We start from the raw sequence: 24,100 nt of genomic DNA, 5'->3' as shown, positions 1-24,100 counted from the left end.
AAACAATCACAATATATCTGCTCCTTGGTACATAATGCCAACTTATACAGATTTTATCTCCTATTTCAATAAATCAAAACATCTCGCTTTCAATTTATGCATTTATCTATAGCAAAAAATTTATATATCTGGTGTAATTGTTTTTTCTTTAATATAAGAATCTATTTTATTTTTTTCACAAAAATCAATCACTTGCTTTGCCTTTTCATTATAAAAGTGTTTATGCTGCGGATATCCTAGTGAAACCTCTTTACAATAATTCGTTCTACCAAAAATAATTTTATCAGTAAATGACACAGCTTCTAAAAGTTCATTTATATCCTGATCAATCAAATTAGGTGTAGGATATGGCTCCATACTTATCCATGTCTTACACCCAGAATCATGCAACGCTTTTAAAGCATCTATTCTTTGCTGATAAGGCGCTGCATACGGCTCCATTTTTTCCCGATATTTTTCATCTAAAGAAATTAATGTAATGCCATACTCATTATCCATTGAATAATTCTTTTTGTATCCCAATTCAAGCGGAAGTATTCCCTTCGTCAAAACTGTGCATTTTATCCCATTTAAATTTAGAAGTCGAATCGCATCTTTACTCATTTTAGCAATTTCATCAAACTCATACATAAAAGGATCTGTGGTAAAACACAGTTGAACTGATTCTATTCTATTTCGAAGCTTTGGTATTTCACTTTGAAGAAGTTGTAATGTATTAGATACCAAATATGGTTGCAGCCATTGTTCATAAGTATGTATTTGTCCAAATCTTTTTTTTTGCAAGAAAGCATAACATGGAAATTTACATCCGTGAGCACATCCCAAAACATGATTCATTGTATAATCGCCGTATTCAACACCTGTTTCATAGAGCATTGACTTTCGCTGAATATAACCAGCCACTCGCTTCATGGTTGCAACCTCCTAATTATTACATTGTGATTCCCCTTTTCGTCCATAAATTTTAATGGCTTGTTTGTCTTCTCCGAAAATTGAGGTTGTCTCACAATCTGTATATATCCATCTTTTTCTAATTCTTTAAGAGCATCATTAACCATGCTAATGTAACCTATCAATCCATATTTTACATAAAATTCTGCAGTTAGCCTACTCAAATGCACTCCCGTGTTATAATTTAATAAGTGCTCTTTCATTTTGCCTTTAACATCCTGAATAGTGATTTGTTTTCCTGAGCTATCAGTGCTTACATCTGACATCAGATCAAAAATTGACATCTGACCTTCGCCTTGTATATTTAAAACTAACTCATCTGTACGATTTAACATATTCTGTGCCATCAATAAGCAACCTTCTTCATGGTTACATACATGTATCATTCGATATTTAGGATGATTTGTTTTCTTAATCTGTATTGGCATATCTAGAACATATGAATATCTCTTTCGTAATTGTTTTTTATAACCTGCGGATAGTAATTCTTCTGCCTGATATCCATCAAATTTCCCCATATTAAAATCCCTAACTATCTCCTGCCAATAAGTTCCATCCGCAATCTTATTAAGTAAATTGATAGATTTTTGATCTGCTTCCACTTGTATAGGTGAGTACTCAACCAAATCCTCAAGATCTGTTAATGCACGATCTTTTGTATAATCAACTTTTAATGCACGGCAGGCCTCTCTAAAAAAGCCAAAGGAATTAAAATTTATTAGCATTTCAAATGATGCAAATTCAAAAGTTGAAAATATATCAAACAATTCAGAGTCTAATGCCTGAATGCCATATGGATCAATGTACAAAAATACATTAACATTTTTCTTGGTTTTAAGGATTTCAATAATTTTTTCCTCATATTTACCCGAAAAAATAGCAGGCTTCCAATAGCAACTAGAATAACTAGACAAATTTAATTCAAGATCTGATGCGTAATTTAAATCAATAAAACACATATCAATCTGAGCATTTTCTGATCTTGTCTGCGCAATACAATCCTTGCGTATATCAAGTGCAATAATCGGAGAACCTGGTTTTCCATCATCAAATCTACCTTTCCCAGAAAAGCAATCCACATAAAAAATTGGACGTTTTGTCATCAAAACTTTTTGAAAATATGGTTTTAAATATGCGCCCAATAATGTATCTTTAATCTCCGACCAATCTTTTTTCTCTTTAAAAAAATCTCTATTATCCTTCGACATTAAATATCTCCCAACCTTTGATAAAGTCTTCAGAACTAAACATATCATCAATACATCGCAAGTAATAATTAATCTCTTTTGTTTAGGGCATAAAACCTTATCTAGAAAGCATTTTATTATATCGTAACAACTTTCACCTTTAAAGCCCTTATCCTGTCTTCATTAATTAATATACGTTTATTACCTACTTTTTACAGAAAAAATTGTTGTATATTCTTCAATTATAACTTCTCTGTTTAGTTTATAGGTGCGTATCAAATTATTGATTTTTTCCATGTTTTTAAAATTATTTTTCTGACACATTGCCACAGCAAAACCTCTTACATTTTTTTTAAATTTTTCTAATAATTCAGGAGTCATAATCCTAATTTCTGAAGTTGGAGAACATTCAAAACTAAATATCCTACTATTATGAATCATCACAGGAATACATTTTACTTGTTCATCTTGATACAAATTCTGAAACCACGCATAGGATCCATTCAACTGATTACAATCATGTTTACTAATTGTATCCGTTGTCGTTTCGTTTTTACACTCTATAACCAAATAATTGCCAGAACCTAAAATAATAAAATCATCTGGTCCTTTTCCCACTTCTCTTTCTGGTTGTCTTGCTCCATATCCAATTATCGAAAATACATCTTTTATTGCATTTTCAAATTTCTTTGACGTCCCTTCTAAGAACTTTAGGTCATCCATAATAGCATCCATATATAATATAAATTTATTTTCATCAAAATTTAACGCATTAATTCTATCAATAATATTCCTTGACTGTTCTGGTAAATTTCCCGATACTTTCAAAAACTGAATTCCCTCAATAGGATTCAAAACATCCATATTATCTTTTTTAGCAGATTTCAGTATTTGTTGTGCTTCACTTTGATCTATAAAATTTGTATATTCTGCTAAAATTTGTTTATAGTATCCTTTTACTCTAGCATTTTTTTCTTCGTTGACTAAGCAATTAATACTTTCTGCCGCTTTTACATAATCACCATACATTCCATAGTCAAATGCTTTCCTTGTCATTTTTGCCATGTTACTAATATTAACTGAATAAACATACTCTACACTAGCTGTAGCATTCTTACATATCTCAATCCAACTAGAATCTCTATGAAGAATATAATCTCCTATACCCATAATCTCATCTATTGATTGTCCTTCAATTTGCTCACACATTTTCTCAGATAATTTAAATTGTGCTCTCGTCGCACTGCTAAAATAATTATATCCATCCTCAGCATACAAAACATTCGTCAGCTGATTCCCTAATAAATAGATTAAGCAATAATCATTACTCGACCGTACTCCTCTTCCCATTCCCTGTTCAATTCTTTGTATTTGCTCACGTTGAATTCTTTCACTTTTTCTAACAACTTCATGTTCATACTTATCATTCATATTGCTTATATTCGGGAGTCCATCTATAACTAAAATTCTACAAGAATTATCGGGAAGATCAATCCCGTCATATCTATTCACAATTACATATAAACCATGACTATTTTCTTTAATATGGCTAACACCTTCAGAAATATTTCCAGACGATAAAACTACACCCCCATTACTCTCCCAATATTTTGACATTGCAAACGAAGGAACAAGTACAACAACATTATATTCCTTAGCTTTTTCAATAAGTGCATTTCTCATTTCCATTTCAGTTAACTCTTTATTAATTAACTTAGGTACAACTATTAATCGCTCTCCAATGTCATTCGCTTTTTCAGGGGTAATAACTCTCATATCTTCCTTAAAATCTACTCCCATTACTGTTGCAAATGGGCTATCATCTGGCAATGTAGCACTCATATAAATTCTTCGCTTTGCATCGTCAAAACTTTTAATTTTGTGTATAGGTGTACAATTAGGTACAATACTAATACCTTTAGCAGAAATATAACAATGAGATAATTTTATTGAATCTTTCACAAGATTCAACTTAAATTTGATAAAATTCTTTTCTCTATTTTCACATAACAATTGATACATTTCATGACTCTTCTCTTGCCAACTCCAAAATGGTACTAACATATTATCATAAATGTTTCTATCTTCTACAATTTCAGCAAAGCGCCCCTCGGCTTGTACATTCATCACATCATAAAATAATGCAATAATTTGCTCATATAATGAATCTGTCCTAGGAACTATTATAGAAAATTGTTCTTGAATATTTCCAATACATGCATGCATATCATCAATAATGACACTTCCAATGTTGTAATTATTTTCTTCTCTAAGTCCAAACACACTCTTTCCATTAACCAATTTTTGAATAGTTGTCACTAAAATCGCTCTTTTACGCGAATAATCCAAATCCGTTTCTGAATCAATAACCTTAATTCCTAATTCTTTTGCTTGACTAATTACCTGTTCAACCAAATACTTATCAGGAACAACATACATAGCCGGGCCTATACCTTCATTCAAACAACTTTGTAAAATCATTAAAGCCACAACGGTCTTTCCACTTCCCGTATTCATTTTTATAATTGTATCTCTATTATTTCTCTGCTCAAACCATTGCTTCCAAACTTCGCCTTGCACATCTCTTGGATACTGATATTTTTCCGTTTTATTTGTTAATCTCATGAAGATATCTCTTGGATTAATCTGTTTTTGAAATGTATTTAATCCCAACTGTGTAAAATCTATCATATTTTTACCCTCCACTTTATCCAAACACCTTCGTAATATCTTGATACCGATTTACCACCCGGTAAATCTCCACTGCTTCTTTAACAACCTTATACAGCACAACATAATCTTTCCACACCACATACTTATAATCCGTCTTAAAACTCACACGCTTAGACAAGTCTACACCAATGTAAGGAAACTGCTGTATATTCTCAAACTGTCTGTAAATCTCCTGTATTGTTTCCAATGCTTTATCTGTATTATCCTCAGCAATATAATTCTTAATAGATTTCAAGTCCTTTGCCACTAACGGATTAATCCGTAACTTCATCATGTTCTATTCTCCCACCCTTGTCCTTAGTTCATCCAATGACAACCAACCTTTTCCATCCTTGACAGTCGCCTCTGCCTCTTGCAACTTTTCTAAAAGTTTCTTTTCAGCTTTGTCACGCTCATAATCTTCTATATCCATCACCACAAATCTGCCCCTGCCATTTTTAGTAAGGAAAACAGGCTCCCCCACTTGGCAGTTCTTCAACACTTCATTGTAATTTCTCAAATCAGATACCGGTAATATATTTGGCATAGTTACCATCCTTTCCAAATCAATACTATATTTCATCTTTTATTATAGCCCAAAATGCTGTAAAAATCAACGAAGGTTTTTACAGCATTTCCTTTATTTGCAGTGTCTGATTAAGAGCATGCGGACAAAAAGTTGGACTGTGTAATGCCTGATATGTTATGAGGTACACACAAGAACAAATATCGACAGCACTTGTATTGTTAAAAGCCACAGGATCACCTGATAAAGTAATTCAAACCTTATGTTATCCATCTTCACCGATGCTTTATCATTGGCGCAAAAAGTATCCTGAATACTACGATGTTCCAAATCAAAAGCATTGGAGACAAGCTCCAACTGAATTGAAACATGACGTAATTAAACGTTGCTTTATTAAAGGCGAGCCTGTAAAATTAGTGGCAGAAGAAATCGGATACACCCCTCCTTGATATATAAATGGATTAGGAAGTATCGGGAGAAGGGATGTTTTCAACCCATGAAAAAAACTACTGCCCGCATTAATGTAAATCCAAACGATATTACCTCTGCTGAAGATATCAATGAGCTTAAAGCTCAGATGCTCGATATGCAGATGGAAATAGATATTCTTAAAGAAACAATCAATGTATTAAAAAAAGACCCCGGCATCGACCAGACAGCTCTCACAAATTGGGAGAAGGCAGTGATAATCGATGCCTTGAAAAATAAGTATTCACTGCCGGATTTTCTTAAAAAGCTTAACCTTGCAAAAAGCAGCTATTATTATCAAGAAAAAACCATTTATGCAGAAGATAAATACTCTGATCTTCGCAAAAGAATTATACAACTGTTTCATGAAAATCGAGATATATTTGGTTATCGAAGAATTCATATGCTGCTTCATCGTGAAGGTGTAAAAGTTTCTGAAAAAGTGGTTCGCCGTATTATGAAGCAGGAAAAACTAATTATCAGACGAAAACGCAGACAGAAATATAACTTCTATAAAGTAAACGCTCCATAGCCAGTACCCTACCGTATTCTTAAAAAATTTGAGATAATCTTCCTAAAAAGTTGGAAAATCCGTGCGGATTTTCCAACTACGTTAAGGAGGTTGTCTATGGATACACGATTAGTTGCAAGAGAAAAACAATTAGAAAGCTGGGCTTTGATTATCCAAGAATGCAAGAATAGCGGTTTGAAGACCAAGGACTGGTTGGATCAGAATAACATTTCAAAAGACCAGTATTATTATTGGCTGAGGCTTGTACGAGAAAATGCTTATATCAAAAGCAAAAATGAGGCTGCTCAAATAAATCAAGTAGTGAGGATCGAGTGCGAAGATGTTGATACCTCGCAAGATATTTCTACAGATATGATCACTATAAATCATGGACAATTAAATATAAGCATACCGGTGACAGCAGACGTGAACATAATACGGACAATTATGGAGGTGGCTGTACGTGCTAAATAAAGCCACCTGTTTTAATAACATTTACATAGTATGCGGCAGAACTGATCTGAGATATGGCATAGACAGTCTTGCCGGAGTTCTCCGATCACTAGGCATCGAGAATCCGGCAGCGGCCAATACGCTGTATTTATTCTGTGGGAGAAGATCAGACAGGATCAAAGGATTAGTCTGGGAAGGTGATGGTTTTCTTCTGCTTTACAAGAAACTTGTAAATGGTTTGTTCCAGTGGCCGCGGAATGCAAGTGAAGTAAAGAGCTTGACTGCAAAACAGTTCAGGTGGCTGATGGAGGGCTTGACAATAGAGCCGAGAAAGTCGGTTAAAGAAGTATCATTTGAGTACATGAGCTGATAACTTTTGTGCATAACAAAGAAAAATATATGATATTTCACGTAAAAAAGCACCTACTCCCTGCATAGATATATATGTTGCAGGGGACAGAATTAATTCGTTACATGCGGTCAAGTACATTTCGATATTCAAAAGATCTGATTATCTTAAAGCATATCTACAAGCAGTATAAGAAGTCTGAGGCATAGTCATTATGACGAAAACACATGGATTCACAATTCGCCAATTCAAAAGAGATATAGTATAATAGACTCATGTAAACGGAGGTCTGTTATGGCAAAAATGTATGATTAGGAACAACTGAATAAGTTTGATAAAGAAACAATCATACAGCTGTTTCTCATGAGGAGCATCCCAAAGTTTGTGTAAACCTCCAAACTGATGTAAGATAAAATTACTCAGTTTGGAGGTTATTTTTATGGCAAGAAGAAAAGACAGCCCACAAAAAGCAGCAATGAGAGAAATGATGCGTGACTATCTGAAAAATAATGATATCAGCATCAAAGACGGCACCGATGTAAACAGTATCATGCGCGACATGATGTCTGTCCTTTTAGAAGGTGCCTTGGATGAAGAACTGGATGAGGAATTAGGATATTCCAAGTATGACTACCGAAACAAAGAAACGGACAATAGTAGAAATGGACATTCCCATAAAACTATGCATACCAGTTATGGAGATATGGATGTAGCCATTCCAAGGGATCGTAACGGTGATTATGAACCACAGCTGATTAAAAAATATCAAAATACCGTAACTCAGGACATGGAAGAAAAAATACTTTCCATGTATGCCAAGGGAATGACAACCGGCGATATCGAATCTCACATGCGCGAATTATACGATATTGATATTTCTGATAGTACAATCAGCAGGATCACAGACAAGGATGTCCTTGGAATGTACGTAGGCGAAAACGAAAGTGCAAAGTTTTGGCTTTCAATCATGAATGGATTAAAAAACCGTGGAATTGAAGATATACTTATTGCATGTGTTGATGGTTTGAATGGATTTCCACAAGCAATTGAGGCTGTTTATCCTAAAACAGAGATCCAGCAGTGCATCATCCATCAGATCCGTAATTCAACAAAATTTGTTTCATATAAAGACATCAAAAAACTAATGACTGATTTGAAACTCGTATATGCTGCACCAACGGAAGAAACAGTATTAAATGAGCTAGAGCTGTTTAGAGATAAATGGGATTCCAAGTATCCTAAGATTTACAAATCCTGGTATGATAACTGGGCAACTCTGTCGACTTATTTCAAGTATCCAGAAGCAGTAAGTCGCCTGATTTACACAACAAACGCCATCGAAGGTTTTAACCGCCAGCTCCGAAAGGTAACAAAAAGCAAGACTGTTTTTCCGTCGGATGACAGCCTTTTAAAAATGCTGTATTTGGCAACTATGGATATCACGAAAAAATGGACAGGTCATAGGCACGACTGGGGTCAGATTTACTCCCAGCTGGAAATCTATTTTGAAGAACGCCTGGCAGGACGGAACCTGTAAAACAGATAAGTTTTAGCCAGGTCTTATTGACATGCCTAAAAACTCCTGTATAATGCAGATATGGGCAGAACCCGCGAAGTCGGCTCTGCCCATTTGTAACTATTCACAAATCTTATATCGGTTTTTAACGTTTACACAAAATTTGAAACGGTCTCTATTTTTTCATTAGTACCTATTATAAGGACATTTTTTTATAAAGATTATACTAAACTTAATATAAATTTTTGATTATCTTTTCATATCTTCTTAAATGTCCGCAAAGCCTTATTTTATCAGCTTTACGGGCATTTCTCTTTTCGGCTGATACTTCCAAACAGCTACGTTTCATCACGTTTTCTCACGGTCAATCGTGGTAAATATCGTGGTAAAACTTTAAGCTATCATGCTTCTTAATTCTGCCTTGACGTTCTCTATGGACGCATGGGCGTACAGGTTCAGCGTGATACTGATGTTTGCGTGTCCCATGATATACTGTAAACTCTTAGGGTTCATGTTCCTGTTCGCAAGTCTGGTACAGAACGTATGACGCAGGATATGGGGCGTTATCTTTGGTAAGCTGTCCTCATGGCTCTTGTTATATTTCTTTCTCAGATTAGCGAAAGTAGAAGTATAATAGGCATTCGTCATAGGAAAGCCTTTCCCGTTCAGAAAGAGGAAACCACTGTACCCGTCTATCTCTGTCGGCTCTGCCTTTGCCTTGTTTGCCATGACACGCTCAAATGCCTGTTTCACTTCCTCACTCATGGGAACATCACGCACACCGCTTTTTGTCTTTGGTGTTTCGATATAATAGCCCGTTTCCTTGCTGGATAATAGCTGGTGGTCTACATGGATAACGCCGTTTTCAAAGTCTATATCCTGCCTTGTCAGTCCGCACAGTTCCGAGATACGAAGCCCTGTCTTTAACAGTATTACGATTGCGTCATAATACTTTTTATATACCCTGTCCCTGCTGGCAAAGGACAAGAGCCTTTCTTCCTGTTCCTCGGTCAATGCCTGCCGTGGTGTCCTGTCGTCCTCTATGACCTCATTCAGCTTGAAATCAAAGGGGTTCTTCCTCACGAGGTCGTCCGCTATGGCAATGCGGAATGACGCATTTAACGAGCGTTTATAATTGCTTATGGTCTGATAAGCATAGCCCTTGTCTTTCATGCGTAACGCCCATTCCTTAGCGTCTGAAAGGCGTATGCTGTCAATGCTCCTAGCCCCCAGTATATCGCCCTCTAATGTCCGCATGAGCTTTTTCCTGCCCTGTCTTGTGCTTTCCTTTACGTTGGCTCTCTGGGCGTTCTGTTTGGCGTATAGCTGGCACAGCGTCATTTTTCCGCCTGTTGTGTCGATACCGTCCTGTAAATCCCTTTGTATCTCCGTTTCTAATTCCCTTAGGGATTTCCCGTCCCTCTTGCCTTTAGGTACGAGGTCTGTCGGCACAAGTTTCCATGAATAGGCATACCTTGTCTTTCCTGCCTTGTCCACATATTTGTATAAGTATCTTCCGTCTGCTCGCTGGCTCTCTCCTGTCTTTAAGAGGCGACCTTTACTGTCCCGTCTTTTTTCCGACATTTCTTATCTGCTCCTTTCGTAAGAAAGAGCCTTGATATGACTTACTGAAATAATATCACATACAAGGCTCTTTTGCATTAGATTGCGTCTGTTTTATCCATAAATTTCTCAAACTGTTTTTTCTTAATCAAGATACGGTTGCCGTTCATCACATACCAGTCGCCGTGTCGGTTTTCTTCTACCAATCGGCGTAGCTTGTTCTGTCCGATTGTGAAGTATCTTGACGCTTCCTCAATGGTAAGGGTGTATTTTTCCCATACAGGAATATCAATCTTTTCGTTCATCATGCCACCCCCCTACCTGTTCTTTGTGTCATACTGGACGTAGGGTATCAATTCTGTCCTGTCTATCCGCTGTAAATGGGCGGTCAGCTTGCTGGAAAGGGAAGTGCTGTACCTTGCCTTATCTACCATATCCCCGACACGTTCCAGCCCACCTAAAGCGTCATGGGATTCGAGGAAGTAAAAGCCTTTGACAGCGGATATGACACCACCCTCTGTAAGCCACTGTTGCGTTTCTTCAAGGGAATTATGCGGTGTGGGTACATGGAGTTTTAAAAGTTCCACAGCCCCTAAAAAGCGTTGCCAGAAACGGCACGTTTTCCACCTGCTCTTGTTGCTCTCATTCCTGTTTGCTACGACAAAACGCAGGTTGTCCGCCAGCAGTCCGAAAGCCAGTTCCCCAATCTCCAGCGGTCTTGCCTGAAATGCCATAGCAAAGGCATGAGCCTTTTCATCACGCAGTTGCATTTCCGTCCGTTTCCAACTCCCGACTTCATCAAGCGTCCTGTTGTATTTGCCGCACACTTCCTTGTCCTTGTCATAAAAGCGGTAGGAAAGCCCCGATTTTCCAGCCCCGATATAGACGGTCTTTGCGGTGTCAAAATCATCAAACTTGCTCTCGTCAAAATGGTAGCCCTCACTGTTGGCGATAAATTCCTCTTTTTCACATTTCTTCTTTATCTGCTCTATGGTAAAGAACGGCGTTTCGTTCCTGTCGTCAATGGCAACGTCCAGCCTTGTGAAATGGTAGTTTCCAGCCCCATATCTCCTTTCACAGCGTCCGAACATATCCCCAAAGGTCAAGCCGTTGTTATCGAGGATACGGAAAATATCATCACACCCCCTGCCTGTCATCACGAGATAACAGCCCAGCCCTTGTGGGTTGTCCTCTGTCTTTTTTGCGTCGCCCGATACATAAATATCTCCGATTTCCCAACGCGCCTGATACGTCTTAAATTTGACCGTTGCAGGATAGACATTAAAAATATCGGTCGGCAAGCATAAAATGTGCCGTATCACATCTTCTGCCGTTGCCGTATCAAAGACAATGCTGATGTAATCAATCTTGACGGATAAATTTTCATGTGTTGCGATAGTGCATTACTCCTTTCGTACTCCCCGTTTTTTTGCGGGGTAAAAATCGTGTTTTGTCCTTTATTTATCACAGTTTCTAGGTACTATGACATGTATGCGCAGGGCGGTGTTACATATACGCCCTGTACGGAACGCCTACGGCGTTCCTTTTCTTCCTGCACCAGCCCCGTTCTTAACGCTCACGAGCCTTTGGGAGGCTCGTGGCTAAACGGGGCAGGCACAGGAAGAAACACCGTTTTCGGTCGGATAGTCCATGCCTATTCATGCTATCAAAGCGAAAATAACTCTTTTCTATGCCTACTCAAGCGTGTGATTGACCTCATTGTGCTTAATCACTATATCCTCCATGATAATAACGCCGTTAGAATTACTTGTCAAGAACTTTTTCTTGACTTTTTCGGCTATAATAAGTATGATAGGCTTATAAAGGAACGAAAAAGCCGGGAAAGGAAAAGATATAAGAAGTTATGGAGCATGACACAAAGAAAATAAATTTTTTAGGGGAGAACATACAGACCATAAGAAAACACAGGAAAATGAAACAGCAGGAGCTTGCGGACGCCATCGGTATCAATATGCAGAGCCTTTCTAAGATTGAACGAGGGGTAAACTATCCCACCTTTGACACGCTGGAAAAGATAATGGACGTACTGGAAGTAACACCGAATGAATTGTTGTCGGGAGAATGGAAGTTTGTCCAACAGGCGGAAAAAGAGGTATGCAAGTTTTTACGGACGGAAGAACGCCTAAATGCAGAACTGAAACACGGACACTATGATAACTTCTTTGACAGTGAAGAAGAATGGCTAGAGTATGAGTTGGAGCAGTTGCGGAAATACATCACAGACTATATCAAGGGAGAGGACATACAAGCGTCCGACCTTTACCCTATCAAAACATTTATCCAGCACTTGAAATTTCAGAAAGTATTAGACCGTTATGATGATTTATACAGCATGGATATGTTCGGGGAAAGCACAGACGGACACAAGTACGGTACACCTTATCAGGTTGTAAAGAGGATAAATCCCAACTCAAAAGAAGATATGGAGCTGTTGCGGGAAGTCTTAAAGGACAGCCATTTTGACAACGGGGACGAGTAGCCTTTTTCCTCTTGCAAAAAGATACAGCAAACAAAAAGCCCAGATCAAGAGTGCAAGCACCACTTCTAAAGAAGTGGCAGGCTCTTGACAGGGCTTTTTCTTTTCTGTTTATGGCAGACAAGAGAAAAAAGGATAGCTATATTGTATAGTTTCTCTAATAATTTTAGAGCAATGAATTTATCACAGGTACTTCGTCTTTTCATTGTAAAAGTACAATCGTGGAAAGCACTAATATTGGCACTTTGATTTTGTGCATTATGCACAAAATATGATAGCAACAAAGAGGTCATATATAAAATAGAAACAAAAATAACTTGACATTTAATGAAATATATGTTATGTTGAGGTTAGTAAAAACAGTACGTGACATAAAACTATCAAAAAGTAAAAAAGAGAAAGGAGGTTTATCGAATGAGAGCAAAGAAGTTGAGAACGAAAGTAGTTGGTCTTGTAGCAGCAGTTATGGTTGTCGGCGCTCCACTTACAGCGTGGGCTATTGATGTAGCGGGTGGAGATTTGTACTACAATGGAGGGCAAACAGACACCATTGTATATTCCGAAATTGGGCGTAAAGCAGGTATTAGTCGCAACTACATGGTAAAGGCAACTGTAAAGGTCGGCGGAGATACATATACCAGTGGATTCAAGTCAAACTACGCTTACAAAGATGCAAAGAGAGTTTGGTGGGCGAACGAAACATCTTATTATGATTATTATCCATATTAAGTAAAATAGTTCAAACACCTAGGGCGGGGCTATTTGTCCCGCCCTATTTTATACATTTCTTCAAAGAAAGGGGCGTATGTTATGAAAAAATTTTTAAAGATTTTTATTTTCCTTGAAGTCATACTCTTTGCATATATTTTTAATACTTCTATTTACAACATTTATGAAAAGAATAACATTGCTACTGAGAATTTAAAAGGGTATGTTTTAGAAGAAACATCGCCAGAAATTCTCGACAAATTTTATACAATATTTACAGAAGAATATTCTCAAAATAAATTAGAACTCATTAACAATACGCTCACTTCCACAGATAAATCTGTTTATGATTTATATTGCTATCCATTAAATGAGTTTACACAAAAACAGCCTATATCTTCCTCTATTTTGTTTCAATATCATGAATTGCAAAAGGAAGATTTTTTAGATAGTGTTGGTGTATTCTATACAGATTTACCAGCTAACGCAATTAAAGAGATAGCTTCTCAACTGTCCGTCGCAATAAATAACTTTGAAAATGACGCTATTCCGTATAGTATGGTATTAGAATTGAATCTTCTGAATTTTGTAATCTTATTTATTGTACTTCAAATCATATACTGTATTTATACGTCTTATAGTTTGAAAAAAATAGGTATTAAAAAAAGCATGGGCTTTTCTACTATACATATTTTAAAGGAGCAAATTACCAGTGTAATAAAATATTTTGCTGTAATATGTTTAGTATTACTGTTCTTGCTAAATTTATATTACGCATTAACAAACAGATATGATTTTTCTTATTTAGCAACAAGTGTACTGTTCTTTATTGGTGTTTTAGCTATAAATATACTTTGTGTTTTAATTACAAGTATTTTAATTAAGTTTGTTTCTTTAGAGGCAATGATAAAAAATAAGACTTTAAATAGCGGCACAAATATTGTAGTTCAGGCTATAAAAATAATTTTTTCGGTAATAATCGCTATCACTATTATTTCATTGCTGAATCAGGGGAACTCATTTAGACAAAGCCAACAAGCTGTTTTAGATTATAAGTATCTGGACGGATATTATACCGCTAATGGTTTTAATTCATCGGAGTATGATTATGCGTTAGCAAACACAGACATATTAGAAAAATATTCTGAACAAACATTAGAGATGTATAATCATAACCATTCACTACTATGTGATTTTAGGACAGACGGTGGTTTGCAGACATCACGCCCCTATTATGAACAACAGCTTGTTATTGCAAATAGAAATTATCTGAATGAATTTTCAAATATCCAGCTCAGTGGAAAACCATTGGGAGAAGATATATTTAGTGAACCAACAGTATTAGTTCCACATAAATATAAGAATGATGAAAATTCTATTAGCGAATATATTAAGCAAGAATATTTCCGATTGATGAATTACAATCAATTTTATGGAATACCGGGAGAAGAAAAAACTATTGATAAATTTAATGTTGTTTATATAGACGATGATTCTACGATAAAAGTCAATACAGAAAATGGTTTTTCGGATATGGCTAATCCTGTTATCATTGTTGATACGGGCAATTTTGCAGGACTTTACTATTTGGATTCTTTAAATACAAGGTGTTTATTTTTTCAAATGGAGTCAAGAGAAGATTTTTCTTCTTTGTTATCAGAATATGATTTAGAGCAATTAGTTACAGCTGGAACATTACTTACACCTTATTTAATGCAACTTGAAAATGTGACATTCGTTCTTAAAACACTCACTATGTTTACGATTGTCTTTATAGTGTCTTTACTGTTTATTTTGTATATTTCAAATTATGTGGACATTTTTGTAAATCGAAAGAGATATGCGGCAAAAGAGATTTTAGGATTCTCTCATTTTAGGACACTGAAAAATCGGTATATTTTTTGGGGAATCGAAATAATTATATCAGGCGTATTAACTGCTATAAATTATTATTTTGCTTGCCTTTTTGCGATTATACTTATTGACTACATATTCTGCGAATTGCTTTATAGAATTTATATCTCAAACGCTTTATATGAGATTGAAAAGGGGGCATAAGTATGTCATTGATTACATTAAAGAACGTCAAAAAAGAATATGGGAAAAATCAGGTTCTATTTGAAAATTTATCTTTAGAAATAGAAAAAGGCGAATTTGTGGGGCTTGTAGGGAAAAGCGGGGCAGGTAAAACGACACTTTTAAATATAATAGGATTGATTACTGATATATCCGAGGGAACAATCACTATTGATAGTCATAAAAATTTGTCCATGAACGGTAAAAATGCTATGATTTTGAGAAGATATACAATAGGCTATCTATTTCAAAATTATGGACTAATAGAAGATGAAAGCGTGTTGTGGAATTTAAAATTAGCTCTTGAATATAAAAAAGTAAAAAAAGAAGAAAAACTGAAACTAATCAATAAGTATTTAAAGCAATTTGAGCTAAGTGACATGCTTAACAAAAAAGTATATCAGTTAAGCGGTGGAGAGCAACAGCGAATTGCAATTATTAAATTGATTTTGCAAGGAAGTCAGATTATATTAGCTGATGAACCAACTTCTGGACTTGATAAAGAGAACGAATTGATAGTGATGAAACTTTTGAAAGAATTAAATGAAAAGGGCATTACTATAATCATGGTCACTCACAACATGAATTTGTGCGATTGTTTTTCCAGAGTTATAAATGTAGAAAACTTTAGATAGTTTGTTAAAGGGAGATACGCGGTTTTATTATACGTGCAATCTCCCTTTATATTTCGTCATATCAAGACTCATATTCAATTATGGTAAATTCGTGGTAAAACACTTATTTTTTCAAGTGATGAACAGCCCTTAAATGCTGTATTTATGCGGATAATCGGATTTTCTATATCAAGTTTCATTTAAATATGAATCTTTAATTTACGACTTAAGACAGCCAAAAATTTTTTATACCTCTAAATAGTAATTTCATTTGTTATTTATAAAGCATGAGCCATTCGTCATATAAAATCGATACGAATGGCTTCAACTTTATTTAATACAACCCAAACTATATTTTGAGAATTCAATCAATTATGAGACACCTTCTTGATTTTATATCTCAAACTTTCTAAAACCAATCATCAATCTCCAACACATCCTTAATAAACCTATCTCTATTCCTCTCCCATCTCGTAACAACAATTGGAGGCAGCTCCAATTCCTTACTTAACTTAGTTCTCATTTCCTCAATCCGCTCCTTCATCTCCCCCTGATCGGAATCAAGTTTTAACGAAATCTGTCTGGGATTTATTGCGCCTTTGATCTCCTGATAATCAAAATGAGGCAATAATATAGTCATATACTCTTTTTTCAGTGCCCATACTGCCCCCATTTCATTCAAACAGGGAATACTTTTATAGTAGTTGCGCGAAAGCACAAATATTACATGTACGTCAGTCCTGCTAAATTCTTCTGCAAGATAATCATATATATCCTTGTCCATCGGAATCCCAAAGCCTGGTACAGACGAGCAAAATATCTGTTTTTCACGAACACCCATATCAACAATAAGATCTATTATTTTTTCTACGTATCGTACATCCTTAGAAGAATGACTTATAAATATTTTCTTGTCCAAACAATATCCACCCTTTCCTTTCCCCTTATGTTCATAAGTCATTTTTTTCGATTATAGCATTTTCAAGTTTTATAAATGGCAATTCTAACATAGCTATATTCTTTAATTTTATCAAATTCTCGCATTCACAATATCCAGTATAATATAGAACCTCATCCATACAATCATAATCGTCATAATCATCATGATCATACACATACGAGACTGCTTCTGATATATTTTCATTATCATCAAAATATATCGTATCTGATTCGTGCAGCCCATCAGCATAATATATTTCAATCCCACTTACAATATCATTCATTTCTTCTTCAGATATTTTATACTCTCTAACGAACCCTTCTAAACATTTATGCAAGTTGTCTGAAATCTCTGTCAATTCGCCAAAGTAATAATCCTCTAGAAGTTCATATAACACCTGAGGGACTTCTCCCTCACTAATTTTTTCTTCCCCACTCCACATCGGCCAATCTAAATCAGCAGGCGGATCACATGCGTCGTCTAACAATACAACTCTATCAATATTATCCATATTCAGAAATAGAACCTTGTTGTTCATACACGGGATTACCATGTATTTGTTTTCCATATCCTGATATACAAATTTTCTGGTAATTCTAGTAATAGGAAACCATTTGTATTTTTTTCCACGCGATATCCGAATCCCAACATGACCCCAAAAACCACTTACATCATTGGTACCCTTTTCAGCAATAGTAGAAATCAACAAATCCATCTCTGCCAGTTGAGGTTCAAAGAAATTTTTTTCCTGTATTACATTGACGCTTGTAGAAAAGCACATAGCAATATCTCTCAGTTCTGTTAATGTTGCCTCCGCACCGTCTTCTATATCTTTCAAACGATCTACTGATATGCCAGTAAATTTTGCTATGTCTTCAATAGATTTCCTTAAAATCTCTCTAATATTTCTAGTCCGATTCTTTTTTATATTGCCTAAAAGCACATCCGACGATATCCCAAGGCAATCCATTATCTTTGATATATGTTTATCATAATTCGTCTTATTTGTAATACTTCCTGAGATCATCTTATCCAACGTTGGTCTCGACATGCCAGTTTCACGACATAATTCAGCCTTTGAAATCGCCTGCTGTTCCATTTGTTTTTTTATTTTACTTCCTATTGCTGCTCTCAAATCAAACAAATCATTACTATTCTGCATATTAATCTCCTTGATATAAATTCCGCATTCATATAAATTATAGTATCACTCCCGCACATTGTTGTAAATATTTTATTTACATTTTCGCAGTTATTTTTTACTTCCAGTATTGTTACCAATCATAAACGTCCCCATATTTCATATTCAACTTATGTACAACAAAAGCCTTGGCTAAAAGTTAAACAACTCTTAATCAAGGCTATATTACATACTTTTTTATCATTTTTTCCTATCTCTCATTACATATATTGCTTCAATTATCCTTCTAACACCATAATTCTTTCAATATAACCATACTTCATTGTACAATCCTCAATTATTATTTTCTGGATGATGCCTTTCATATGGTCTGGCAACTGAGATAGCTATTATTGTACCATTATAGCTTTATTTCATCTGCAAATACTTTTCTATCAACCTAGGCTGTATCAAAGGATATGTCCATTTCTCGGGTAGCTCATCCATAAACACAACCTTCTCCATTTCGCTATGTAATTCTTTTGCAAATTCAGTTATCTCTGCAAAACAAAGCAGTCCAAATGTTTCCTCCCCAGTATCATTTACTCTGGTCTTACCGATTACTGAGTATACACATATCGGCTTTATCTCGAACTTGACTGCCCCTGTTTCTTCCTGTAACTCTCTTTTAGCCGTTTCAAGAATATTCTCCCCAGCTTCTCTATGCCCTCCCGGCACTTCATATGTATCTCTTTCTTTATGCTTGCAAAATACCCACTTGCCGTTACTCTGTGAGATAATTACTGCAAATTTCAATAGTTCATCATTAACTGTATCATAAAATCTTACTTCCACCATATTTCCTCTCCATGTACATATCTACAATATTTCATTTTCAATAAAATCCGCAATTCCCTCTTCGTCATTTGAACCAATTACAATATCCGCTCTCTCTTTTACCTCATCAATCGCATTCCATATTGCAACACCTGTTCCACATAATTCAAGCATTCCGATATCTGCATAATCATCTCCAAATGCAATAATTGAATCTGTACTAAATCCACATACTTCCGTAATCTTCATAATTGCGTTTTCTTTCGTCACATTCTTTTTTGTAAACTTGTACCAAAATCCATCAGAGAAACGAATACAATCACAATCAGAGAGACTTCGAGCCAGCTTATCTGCCTTATCTTGATTAAATATCTCGACACACATTTTTAATGAACATTCGTTAAAATCTGAAAAATCTGTATAAATACTATCTCCCCAACTCTTATCTAACTTCTTAGGATCTATTTTATAATTCCAATAATGTGTATCTATTGTATCTATCGTAATTTCGCAATCATTTCCACAAATATTTCTTGCCATGTCAATCATCACATTCGTTTCTTCTTCGGAAAATTCTGCCCTATAAATATATTCTGTTTTGTATTTTACTAATGCCCCTCCACTCGATATTAAAATATCGGGCATCAATTCATTTAAAAATACCAAAGAGTTTTGCTCACTTCTGGAGGTGGAAACACCTATCAATATATCATTTTCCCTGCATTTTTTTGAGCTGATAATGTTCTTGTTGATATTGTTTTTTCACTCTGTAATAAAGTTCCGTCTAAATCAAAAAAAAGAAGTTTGCATTTCTTCATATCATTTTTTCCTTTTCATTCTTATGAAAAATTACATTTGCATCAATTACTCTCCCCACAAATAGAGCCAAACCAGAGCCATTTGATAAAACAAATGCCGGAAACCCGCATAAATACAGGTTTTCGGCATTTTAATCCGTTATTCGAATTCAATCGTTCCAGGCGGCTTACTAGTCAGATCATACATTACTCTATTAACACCCTTGACCTCATTAATAATCCTGTTCATTACCCTCTGAAGCACCTCAAATGGTATCTCTGAACAATCTGCTGTCATGAAGTCTGTTGTATTTACAGCACGGAGTGCTACGGCGTAATCGTACGTTCTGAAATCTCCCATACAGCCAACTGAACGCATGTTGGTCAGGGCTGCGAAGTACTGACCGAGGCTTCTGTCGAGGCCTGCCTTTGCGATCTCCTCACGGTAGATGGCGTCGGCATCCTGAACGATCTTGACCTTCTCGGCTGTGACCTCTCCGATGATTCTTATTCCAAGGCCTGGGCCTGGGAATGGCTGACGGAATACCAGGTACTCTGGGATTCCAAGCTCAAGGCCGGCCTTGCGGACCTCGTCCTTGAAGAGAAGACGGAGTGGCTCCACGATCTCCTTGAAATCTACATAGTCAGGAAGTCCGCCTACGTTGTGGTGGGACTTGATGACCGCTGACTTGTCAAGACCTGACTCGATGACATCAGGATATATGGTTCCCTGTACGAGGAAGTCAACGGCACCGATCTTCTTGGCCTCCTCCTCGAATACACGGATGAATTCCTCGCCTATTATCTTTCTCTTTGCCTCAGGCTCGGTTACTCCGGCAAGCTTGCTGTAGAATCTGTCCTGCGCATTTACTCTGATGAAGTTCAGGTCGTAAGGTCCATCTGGTCCGAATACCGCCTCAACTTCGTCGCCCTCGTTCTTACGGAGAAGACCGTGGTCTACGAACACACATGTGAGCTGCTTGCCTATCGCCTTGGACAGGAGAACTGCAGCTACTGATGAGTCCACACCACCTGACAGGGCGCACAGCACCTTGCCATCGCCTATCTTGGCACGGAGACTCTCTATTGTATCTTTTACAAATGAATCCATCTTCCAGTCGCCTGCACACTGGCATACATCCATGACAAATGCTCTGAGCATCTTCATGCCTTCCTCGGTGTGCATAACCTCTGGGTGGAACTGAGTCGCATACAGCTTCTTCTCAGCATTCTCCATGGCTGCCACTGGGCATACAGGAGTGTAAGCTGTCTTCTTGAAACCCTCTGGTACCTCTGCAATATAATCTGTGTGACTCATCCAGCAGATGGTCTTGTCATTCACATCTGCAAACAGCTTGGATGTCTTGTCAACCTCAACCTCTGTTCTTCCATACTCGCTGACAGGGGCCGTGCTGACCTTGCCGCCCAGCAGATGAGCCATGAGCTGTGAACCGTAACATATTCCGAGAATAGGAATACCCAGTTCGAATATCTCCTTGCTGCAGCTAGGTGAATCGTCTTTGTATACGCTGTTTGGTCCGCCTGTGAAGATGATTCCCTTTGGATTCATCTCCTTGATCTTCTCCAGCGGCAATGTGTACGGATGTACTTCGGCATATACATTACACTCTCTTACACGTCTGGCGATCAGTTGGTTGTACTGTCCGCCAAAGTCCAATACGATAATCAGTTCCTTATCCATGTATATCTCCTTTGTTGCCTTTTATTACTTATAACAGATTTCTGAACATTTCCTAGTATAACACAATATGCAGCACTTTTGTGCTGCATATTATCTAAAAATTATGTTGTTTTAATTATTTATGCATTTTACATATACGATAGCATTCGAACAGATACTTCACTGACAAATTATATAACGCAGTAACGTCATCTGCCCTGCCCACTCAATATTGAAATCTATTATATAACTATATTTATACCAATCTCTATCTTAATCCCTACTTCAGCTTCTCCTTCAAAACCTCAATACCCTTCTGGTACTGGCTGTCATTCTTGCCCTGGAAATCCTCATAGGTATAATCATCTGGAAGATCCACCTCAATGTCAGGCGCAACACCCTTCTTGTGGATATCGTTGTCATCGTGTGTGAAATACTTCTGTGTCGTGAGCTTGATCGCTGTGCCATCACCAAGTGGTATAACACTCTGCACGATTCCCTTACCATAGGTATTCTTTCCTACAACAGTTGCAGCCCCGAATTCCTTGAGTGCCGATGTAAGTATCTCTGACGCACTGGCACTGTACTCATTTGTCAGGACTACCATAGGCATATCGAGGTATTTATCATCTGTCGATTTATACTCGTCCACAACCTTGCCGGTCTTGTCCTTGATGGACACTATGGTTCCTTCTGGGAGCAGATAGTCGCAAATGTTTACGACCGTGGTGAGCATTCCACCCGGATCACTTCTGACATCGATCATCAGTGCCTGCATGCCCTCATTCTTGAGCTCCTCAACTGCCTTCTGGAAAAGCTCGTCTGTGTTGTCTATGAACTGCGTGATCCTCACATATCCGATCTTGTCGTCTATCATAAATGATGATACCGTACTGTACTCAACGATCTCCCTGGTGATGGTGACATCGTGGTAAGCCTTATCACGCTCCCTGTATATCTTCAGCGTAACATCAGTTCCAGCATCGCCTCTTATGAGTGATACGAGGTAGTCAAGATCATCGTCTGTAGTGATCTCGTGATCATCTATCTGTACAATAATGTCATCAGGCTGTATATCCACCTTCTCAGCCGGTGCACCCTCAAGGATATTTACCGCACGGACATATCCCGTATCCTCATCCTTGCTGACCGTAACTCCGATTCCGGCATACTCACCTGAATCATCCTCCTGCAGCTTGGCATACTCTTCCTTGGTGTAATACTGTGCATACGGATCGTCAAGGGATTCCATTATACCCTTGTATATGCCCTCCCTGATCGTATCATCGTCAATATCATTGTAATAATAATTGTCTATGATACTCTCGATCTTCTCTGTCTTGTCAAGTACGTCCGCATCCAACAGATTGCCATCATAGGTTATCTTGGTGGAACTGCCGGTTTTGCCGCTGAGTGTGCCACTGAACACACCTGATGTACCGCAGCCCGTCAGACCGATCACCGTACTTGCCAGCACCGCTGTCACTACTGTCTTCTTCAACATTTTCCTCATATCATTATCTCCTAACCTTGTATTGCCATCAAATACCTGAATCTCTCCATATCCCCTGCCCGGTCTACTTTCCAAGGAAGTCATGCGGATTGACATACGTTCCGTCTATCGACACGCCAAAATGGCAATGCGGACCTGTCGACACACCCGTACTTCCTGCCTTTGCTATGACCTGACCTTTCACAACCTTGTCGCCAACATTTACACATAGCTGTGAGTTGTGCATATATACCGTACATATTCCGCCGCCGTGGCTGATCATGACCATGTTGCCACCGCCGCCATTGTAGCAGGACATCACGACTGTGCCGGCCTCCGCCGCAACAATATCTGTTCCATAATCACAGCCTATATCAAGTCCCTGATGATATGTACTTGCTCCCGCTGTAGGAGCATCTCGGTAACCAAATTCATCCGTGATAACACCTCCGGTCGATACCGGCCACATGAATTTGCCCTTATATTTGGAGGTGTCGTATACCTTTCCATCTTTCGTATACGCACCCGTACCATTTGCATTTGCCTTGCCCATCTCCTGTCTGGATATCTCCGCGATACGTCTCTCGGCTTCCTCACGGGCCACAGTGAACTTGTTCATCAACGACTTCTGGGCTTCTATATCACCATCATATCTGGTGATCTCTTCCTGCTTCTGATCTATAATGGTCTGCAGTTCAGCCTCGTTACTCTCCAGATCCGTCTTGACCGACTCCACCTGTCTGAGGTCAGATTCAAGCTGCGCCTCATAATTGGCAATATCTGTCTTGGTCTTGATCAGCTTTGCAAGCTGCCTCTGATCGTATTCCGATATCTGGTCTATATACTCTGATTTGTTCAGGAGATCGCTGAATGATATGGATGTGAGCAGGGCATCGACATATTCCGTCTCCCCCTCCTCATACAGATACTGTATTCTCTGCTTCATCGCCTCATACTGCTCATCCTCTGCCTTCTGAGCTTCATCCAGACTTTTCTGAGTTGTGTCTATCTCCGTCTGGAGCTCGTCTGTCTGCTCCTGCAGGCTCGTTATCTGAGTCTGGACGGATGTCATCTTGGCATCCAGATCCGCAACGTCCTGAAC

At 37.6% G+C, this 24,100-nt stretch carries 24 protein-coding genes; 8 read left to right on the top strand and 16 right to left on the bottom strand.

All coding sequences use genetic code 11. From position 1 onward, the window contains the following. Positions 1-120: 120 nt before the first annotated feature. The 5 genes from AB5150_RS12745 to AB5150_RS12725 all read right to left on the bottom strand — a co-directional run bounded on the left by AB5150_RS12745 (position 121) and on the right by AB5150_RS12725 (position 5,397). Complete coding sequence (locus AB5150_RS12745; RefSeq protein WP_173795978.1) at positions 121-912, bottom strand: radical SAM protein; 792 nt, start codon at positions 910-912, stop codon at positions 121-123. Further along, complete coding sequence (gene tcmP / locus AB5150_RS12740) at positions 909-2,159, bottom strand: three-Cys-motif partner protein TcmP (RefSeq protein WP_173795979.1); 1,251 nt, start codon at positions 2,157-2,159, stop codon at positions 909-911. Before tcmP ends, AB5150_RS12745 begins: the two co-directional genes overlap by 4 nt. Positions 2,160-2,339: 180 nt before the next feature. Beyond that, positions 2,340-4,829: a DEAD/DEAH box helicase family protein gene (locus AB5150_RS12735; RefSeq protein ID WP_173795980.1), complete on the bottom strand. Its 2,490-nt coding sequence runs from the start codon at positions 4,827-4,829 to the stop codon at positions 2,340-2,342. Between the two features lie 16 nt (positions 4,830-4,845). Beyond that, positions 4,846-5,145: a type II toxin-antitoxin system RelE/ParE family toxin gene (locus tag AB5150_RS12730; RefSeq protein WP_173795981.1), complete on the bottom strand. Its 300-nt coding sequence runs from the start codon at positions 5,143-5,145 to the stop codon at positions 4,846-4,848. Between the two features lie 3 nt (positions 5,146-5,148). Further along, positions 5,149-5,397, bottom strand: a complete 249-nt coding sequence (locus tag AB5150_RS12725; protein ID WP_173795982.1) for a type II toxin-antitoxin system prevent-host-death family antitoxin — start codon at positions 5,395-5,397, stop codon at positions 5,149-5,151. A gap of 475 nt (positions 5,398-5,872) precedes the next feature. On the opposite strand from AB5150_RS12725, the gene AB5150_RS12720 reads away from it, so the two are divergent. The 4 genes from AB5150_RS12720 (at position 5,873) to AB5150_RS12705 (ending at position 8,694) form a co-directional block, all read left to right on the top strand. After that, on the top strand, positions 5,873-6,376 hold the full coding sequence (locus AB5150_RS12720; RefSeq protein ID WP_349818835.1) for an IS3 family transposase: 504 nt from the start codon (positions 5,873-5,875) through the stop codon (positions 6,374-6,376). A gap of 96 nt (positions 6,377-6,472) precedes the next feature. Continuing rightward, entirely contained in the window at positions 6,473-6,829 is a 357-nt protein-coding gene (locus AB5150_RS12715) for a hypothetical protein (protein ID WP_173795984.1), read from the top strand. Further along, entirely contained in the window at positions 6,819-7,178 is a 360-nt protein-coding gene (tnpB, locus tag AB5150_RS12710; protein ID WP_173795985.1) for an IS66 family insertion sequence element accessory protein TnpB, read from the top strand. Before AB5150_RS12715 ends, tnpB begins: the two co-directional genes overlap by 11 nt. 454 nt (positions 7,179-7,632) lie before the next feature. Then, the gene (locus tag AB5150_RS12705) at positions 7,633-8,694 is read left to right on the top strand and encodes an IS256 family transposase (protein WP_173796019.1); all 1,062 of its coding nucleotides are present in this window, start codon (positions 7,633-7,635) and stop codon (positions 8,692-8,694) included. A gap of 372 nt (positions 8,695-9,066) precedes the next feature. On the opposite strand, the gene AB5150_RS12700 is transcribed toward AB5150_RS12705, so the two are convergent. The 3 genes from AB5150_RS12700 to AB5150_RS12690 form a co-directional block, all read right to left on the bottom strand. After that, complete coding sequence (locus AB5150_RS12700) at positions 9,067-10,257, bottom strand: site-specific integrase (protein ID WP_101629279.1); 1,191 nt, start codon at positions 10,255-10,257, stop codon at positions 9,067-9,069. A 77-nt stretch (positions 10,258-10,334) separates the two neighbouring features. Beyond that, a complete protein-coding gene (locus AB5150_RS12695) occupies positions 10,335-10,541 on the bottom strand; it encodes an excisionase (RefSeq protein ID WP_101629282.1) in 207 nt (68 codons plus the stop codon). Between the two features lie 12 nt (positions 10,542-10,553). Beyond that, positions 10,554-11,603, bottom strand: a complete 1,050-nt coding sequence (locus tag AB5150_RS12690; protein ID WP_257963366.1) for a replication initiation factor domain-containing protein — start codon at positions 11,601-11,603, stop codon at positions 10,554-10,556. 497 nt (positions 11,604-12,100) lie between these two features. Here AB5150_RS12690 and AB5150_RS12685 point away from each other — a divergent pair, with 497 nt between their 5' ends. From AB5150_RS12685 to AB5150_RS12670, 4 genes are all read left to right on the top strand, one after another. Next, positions 12,101-12,736, top strand: coding sequence for a helix-turn-helix domain-containing protein (locus AB5150_RS12685; protein ID WP_101629280.1), 636 nt, complete (start codon positions 12,101-12,103; stop codon positions 12,734-12,736). A gap of 411 nt (positions 12,737-13,147) precedes the next feature. Then, positions 13,148-13,462: a hypothetical protein gene (locus AB5150_RS12680; RefSeq protein ID WP_009243730.1), complete on the top strand. Its 315-nt coding sequence runs from the start codon at positions 13,148-13,150 to the stop codon at positions 13,460-13,462. 81 nt (positions 13,463-13,543) lie between these two features. Next, the gene (locus tag AB5150_RS12675) at positions 13,544-15,499 is read left to right on the top strand and encodes a hypothetical protein (protein WP_101629281.1); all 1,956 of its coding nucleotides are present in this window, start codon (positions 13,544-13,546) and stop codon (positions 15,497-15,499) included. Between the two features lie 2 nt (positions 15,500-15,501). Next, positions 15,502-16,152: an ATP-binding cassette domain-containing protein gene (locus AB5150_RS12670; RefSeq protein ID WP_009243732.1), complete on the top strand. Its 651-nt coding sequence runs from the start codon at positions 15,502-15,504 to the stop codon at positions 16,150-16,152. 388 nt (positions 16,153-16,540) lie between these two features. Here AB5150_RS12670 and AB5150_RS12665 read toward each other — a convergent pair whose 3' ends face one another. The 8 genes from AB5150_RS12665 to AB5150_RS12630 all read right to left on the bottom strand — a co-directional run. After that, on the bottom strand, positions 16,541-17,050 hold the full coding sequence (locus AB5150_RS12665) for a toll/interleukin-1 receptor domain-containing protein (RefSeq protein WP_173795986.1): 510 nt from the start codon (positions 17,048-17,050) through the stop codon (positions 16,541-16,543). A 31-nt stretch (positions 17,051-17,081) separates the two neighbouring features. Then, positions 17,082-18,233 (bottom strand): helix-turn-helix transcriptional regulator, encoded by a 1,152-nt coding sequence (locus tag AB5150_RS12660; protein ID WP_173795987.1) that lies wholly within the window; start codon positions 18,231-18,233, stop codon positions 17,082-17,084. Between the two features lie 387 nt (positions 18,234-18,620). After that, positions 18,621-19,049, bottom strand: coding sequence for an NUDIX domain-containing protein (locus AB5150_RS12655; RefSeq protein WP_173795988.1), 429 nt, complete (start codon positions 19,047-19,049; stop codon positions 18,621-18,623). Between the two features lie 21 nt (positions 19,050-19,070). After that, a complete protein-coding gene (locus tag AB5150_RS12650) occupies positions 19,071-19,769 on the bottom strand; it encodes an HAD hydrolase family protein (RefSeq protein WP_349824141.1) in 699 nt (232 codons plus the stop codon). Then, positions 19,730-19,846 (bottom strand): HAD hydrolase family protein, encoded by a 117-nt coding sequence (locus AB5150_RS12645; RefSeq protein WP_349824140.1) that lies wholly within the window; start codon positions 19,844-19,846, stop codon positions 19,730-19,732. The genes AB5150_RS12650 and AB5150_RS12645 overlap by 40 nt, the downstream gene beginning before the upstream one ends. Before the next feature lie 139 nt (positions 19,847-19,985). After that, a complete protein-coding gene (gene guaA, locus AB5150_RS12640; RefSeq protein ID WP_349818836.1) occupies positions 19,986-21,527 on the bottom strand; it encodes a glutamine-hydrolyzing GMP synthase in 1,542 nt (513 codons plus the stop codon). Between the two features lie 259 nt (positions 21,528-21,786). Continuing rightward, positions 21,787-23,019 (bottom strand): S41 family peptidase, encoded by a 1,233-nt coding sequence (locus AB5150_RS12635; RefSeq protein WP_368291972.1) that lies wholly within the window; start codon positions 23,017-23,019, stop codon positions 21,787-21,789. A 64-nt stretch (positions 23,020-23,083) separates the two neighbouring features. Further along, positions 23,084-24,100 (bottom strand): murein hydrolase activator EnvC (locus tag AB5150_RS12630; RefSeq protein WP_368291971.1); only part of this gene is annotated, 1,017 nt, incomplete at its 5' end.

It is taken from the genome of Coprococcus sp. RTP21281st1_F1_RTP21281_210402 (assembly GCF_040915325.1).
Lineage (GTDB): Bacteria > Bacillota > Clostridia > Lachnospirales > Lachnospiraceae > Coprococcus > Coprococcus aceti.
Note: the sequence above shows the minus strand (reverse complement) of the source record. Positions and strands in the feature narration are given on the sequence as shown.

What these genes read in the sequence shown, in the direction of transcription:
- AB5150_RS12745 (WP_173795978.1), bottom strand. Translation starts at nt 912, where the DNA reads ATGAAGCGAGTGGCTGGTTATATTCAGCGAAAGTCAATGCTCTATGAA.
- tcmP (WP_173795979.1), bottom strand. Translation starts at nt 2,159, where the DNA reads ATGTCGAAGGATAATAGAGATTTTTTTAAAGAGAAAAAAGATTGGTCG.
- AB5150_RS12735 (WP_173795980.1), bottom strand. Translation starts at nt 4,829, where the DNA reads ATGATAGATTTTACACAGTTGGGATTAAATACATTTCAAAAACAGATT.
- AB5150_RS12730 (WP_173795981.1), bottom strand. Translation starts at nt 5,145, where the DNA reads ATGATGAAGTTACGGATTAATCCGTTAGTGGCAAAGGACTTGAAATCT.
- AB5150_RS12725 (WP_173795982.1), bottom strand. Translation starts at nt 5,397, where the DNA reads ATGCCAAATATATTACCGGTATCTGATTTGAGAAATTACAATGAAGTG.
- AB5150_RS12720 (WP_349818835.1), top strand. Translation starts at nt 5,873, where the DNA reads ATGAAAAAAACTACTGCCCGCATTAATGTAAATCCAAACGATATTACC.
- AB5150_RS12715 (WP_173795984.1), top strand. Translation starts at nt 6,473, where the DNA reads ATGGATACACGATTAGTTGCAAGAGAAAAACAATTAGAAAGCTGGGCT.
- AB5150_RS12705 (WP_173796019.1), top strand. Translation starts at nt 7,633, where the DNA reads ATGAGAGAAATGATGCGTGACTATCTGAAAAATAATGATATCAGCATC.
- AB5150_RS12700 (WP_101629279.1), bottom strand. Translation starts at nt 10,257, where the DNA reads ATGTCGGAAAAAAGACGGGACAGTAAAGGTCGCCTCTTAAAGACAGGA.
- AB5150_RS12695 (WP_101629282.1), bottom strand. Translation starts at nt 10,541, where the DNA reads ATGAACGAAAAGATTGATATTCCTGTATGGGAAAAATACACCCTTACC.
- AB5150_RS12685 (WP_101629280.1), top strand. Translation starts at nt 12,101, where the DNA reads ATGGAGCATGACACAAAGAAAATAAATTTTTTAGGGGAGAACATACAG.
- AB5150_RS12680 (WP_009243730.1), top strand. Translation starts at nt 13,148, where the DNA reads ATGAGAGCAAAGAAGTTGAGAACGAAAGTAGTTGGTCTTGTAGCAGCA.
- AB5150_RS12675 (WP_101629281.1), top strand. Translation starts at nt 13,544, where the DNA reads ATGAAAAAATTTTTAAAGATTTTTATTTTCCTTGAAGTCATACTCTTT.
- AB5150_RS12670 (WP_009243732.1), top strand. Translation starts at nt 15,502, where the DNA reads ATGTCATTGATTACATTAAAGAACGTCAAAAAAGAATATGGGAAAAAT.
- AB5150_RS12660 (WP_173795987.1), bottom strand. Translation starts at nt 18,233, where the DNA reads ATGCAGAATAGTAATGATTTGTTTGATTTGAGAGCAGCAATAGGAAGT.
- AB5150_RS12655 (WP_173795988.1), bottom strand. Translation starts at nt 19,049, where the DNA reads ATGGTGGAAGTAAGATTTTATGATACAGTTAATGATGAACTATTGAAA.
- AB5150_RS12645 (WP_349824140.1), bottom strand. Translation starts at nt 19,846, where the DNA reads ATGAAGAAATGCAAACTTCTTTTTTTTGATTTAGACGGAACTTTATTA.
- guaA (WP_349818836.1), bottom strand. Translation starts at nt 21,527, where the DNA reads ATGGATAAGGAACTGATTATCGTATTGGACTTTGGCGGACAGTACAAC.
- AB5150_RS12635 (WP_368291972.1), bottom strand. Translation starts at nt 23,019, where the DNA reads ATGAGGAAAATGTTGAAGAAGACAGTAGTGACAGCGGTGCTGGCAAGT.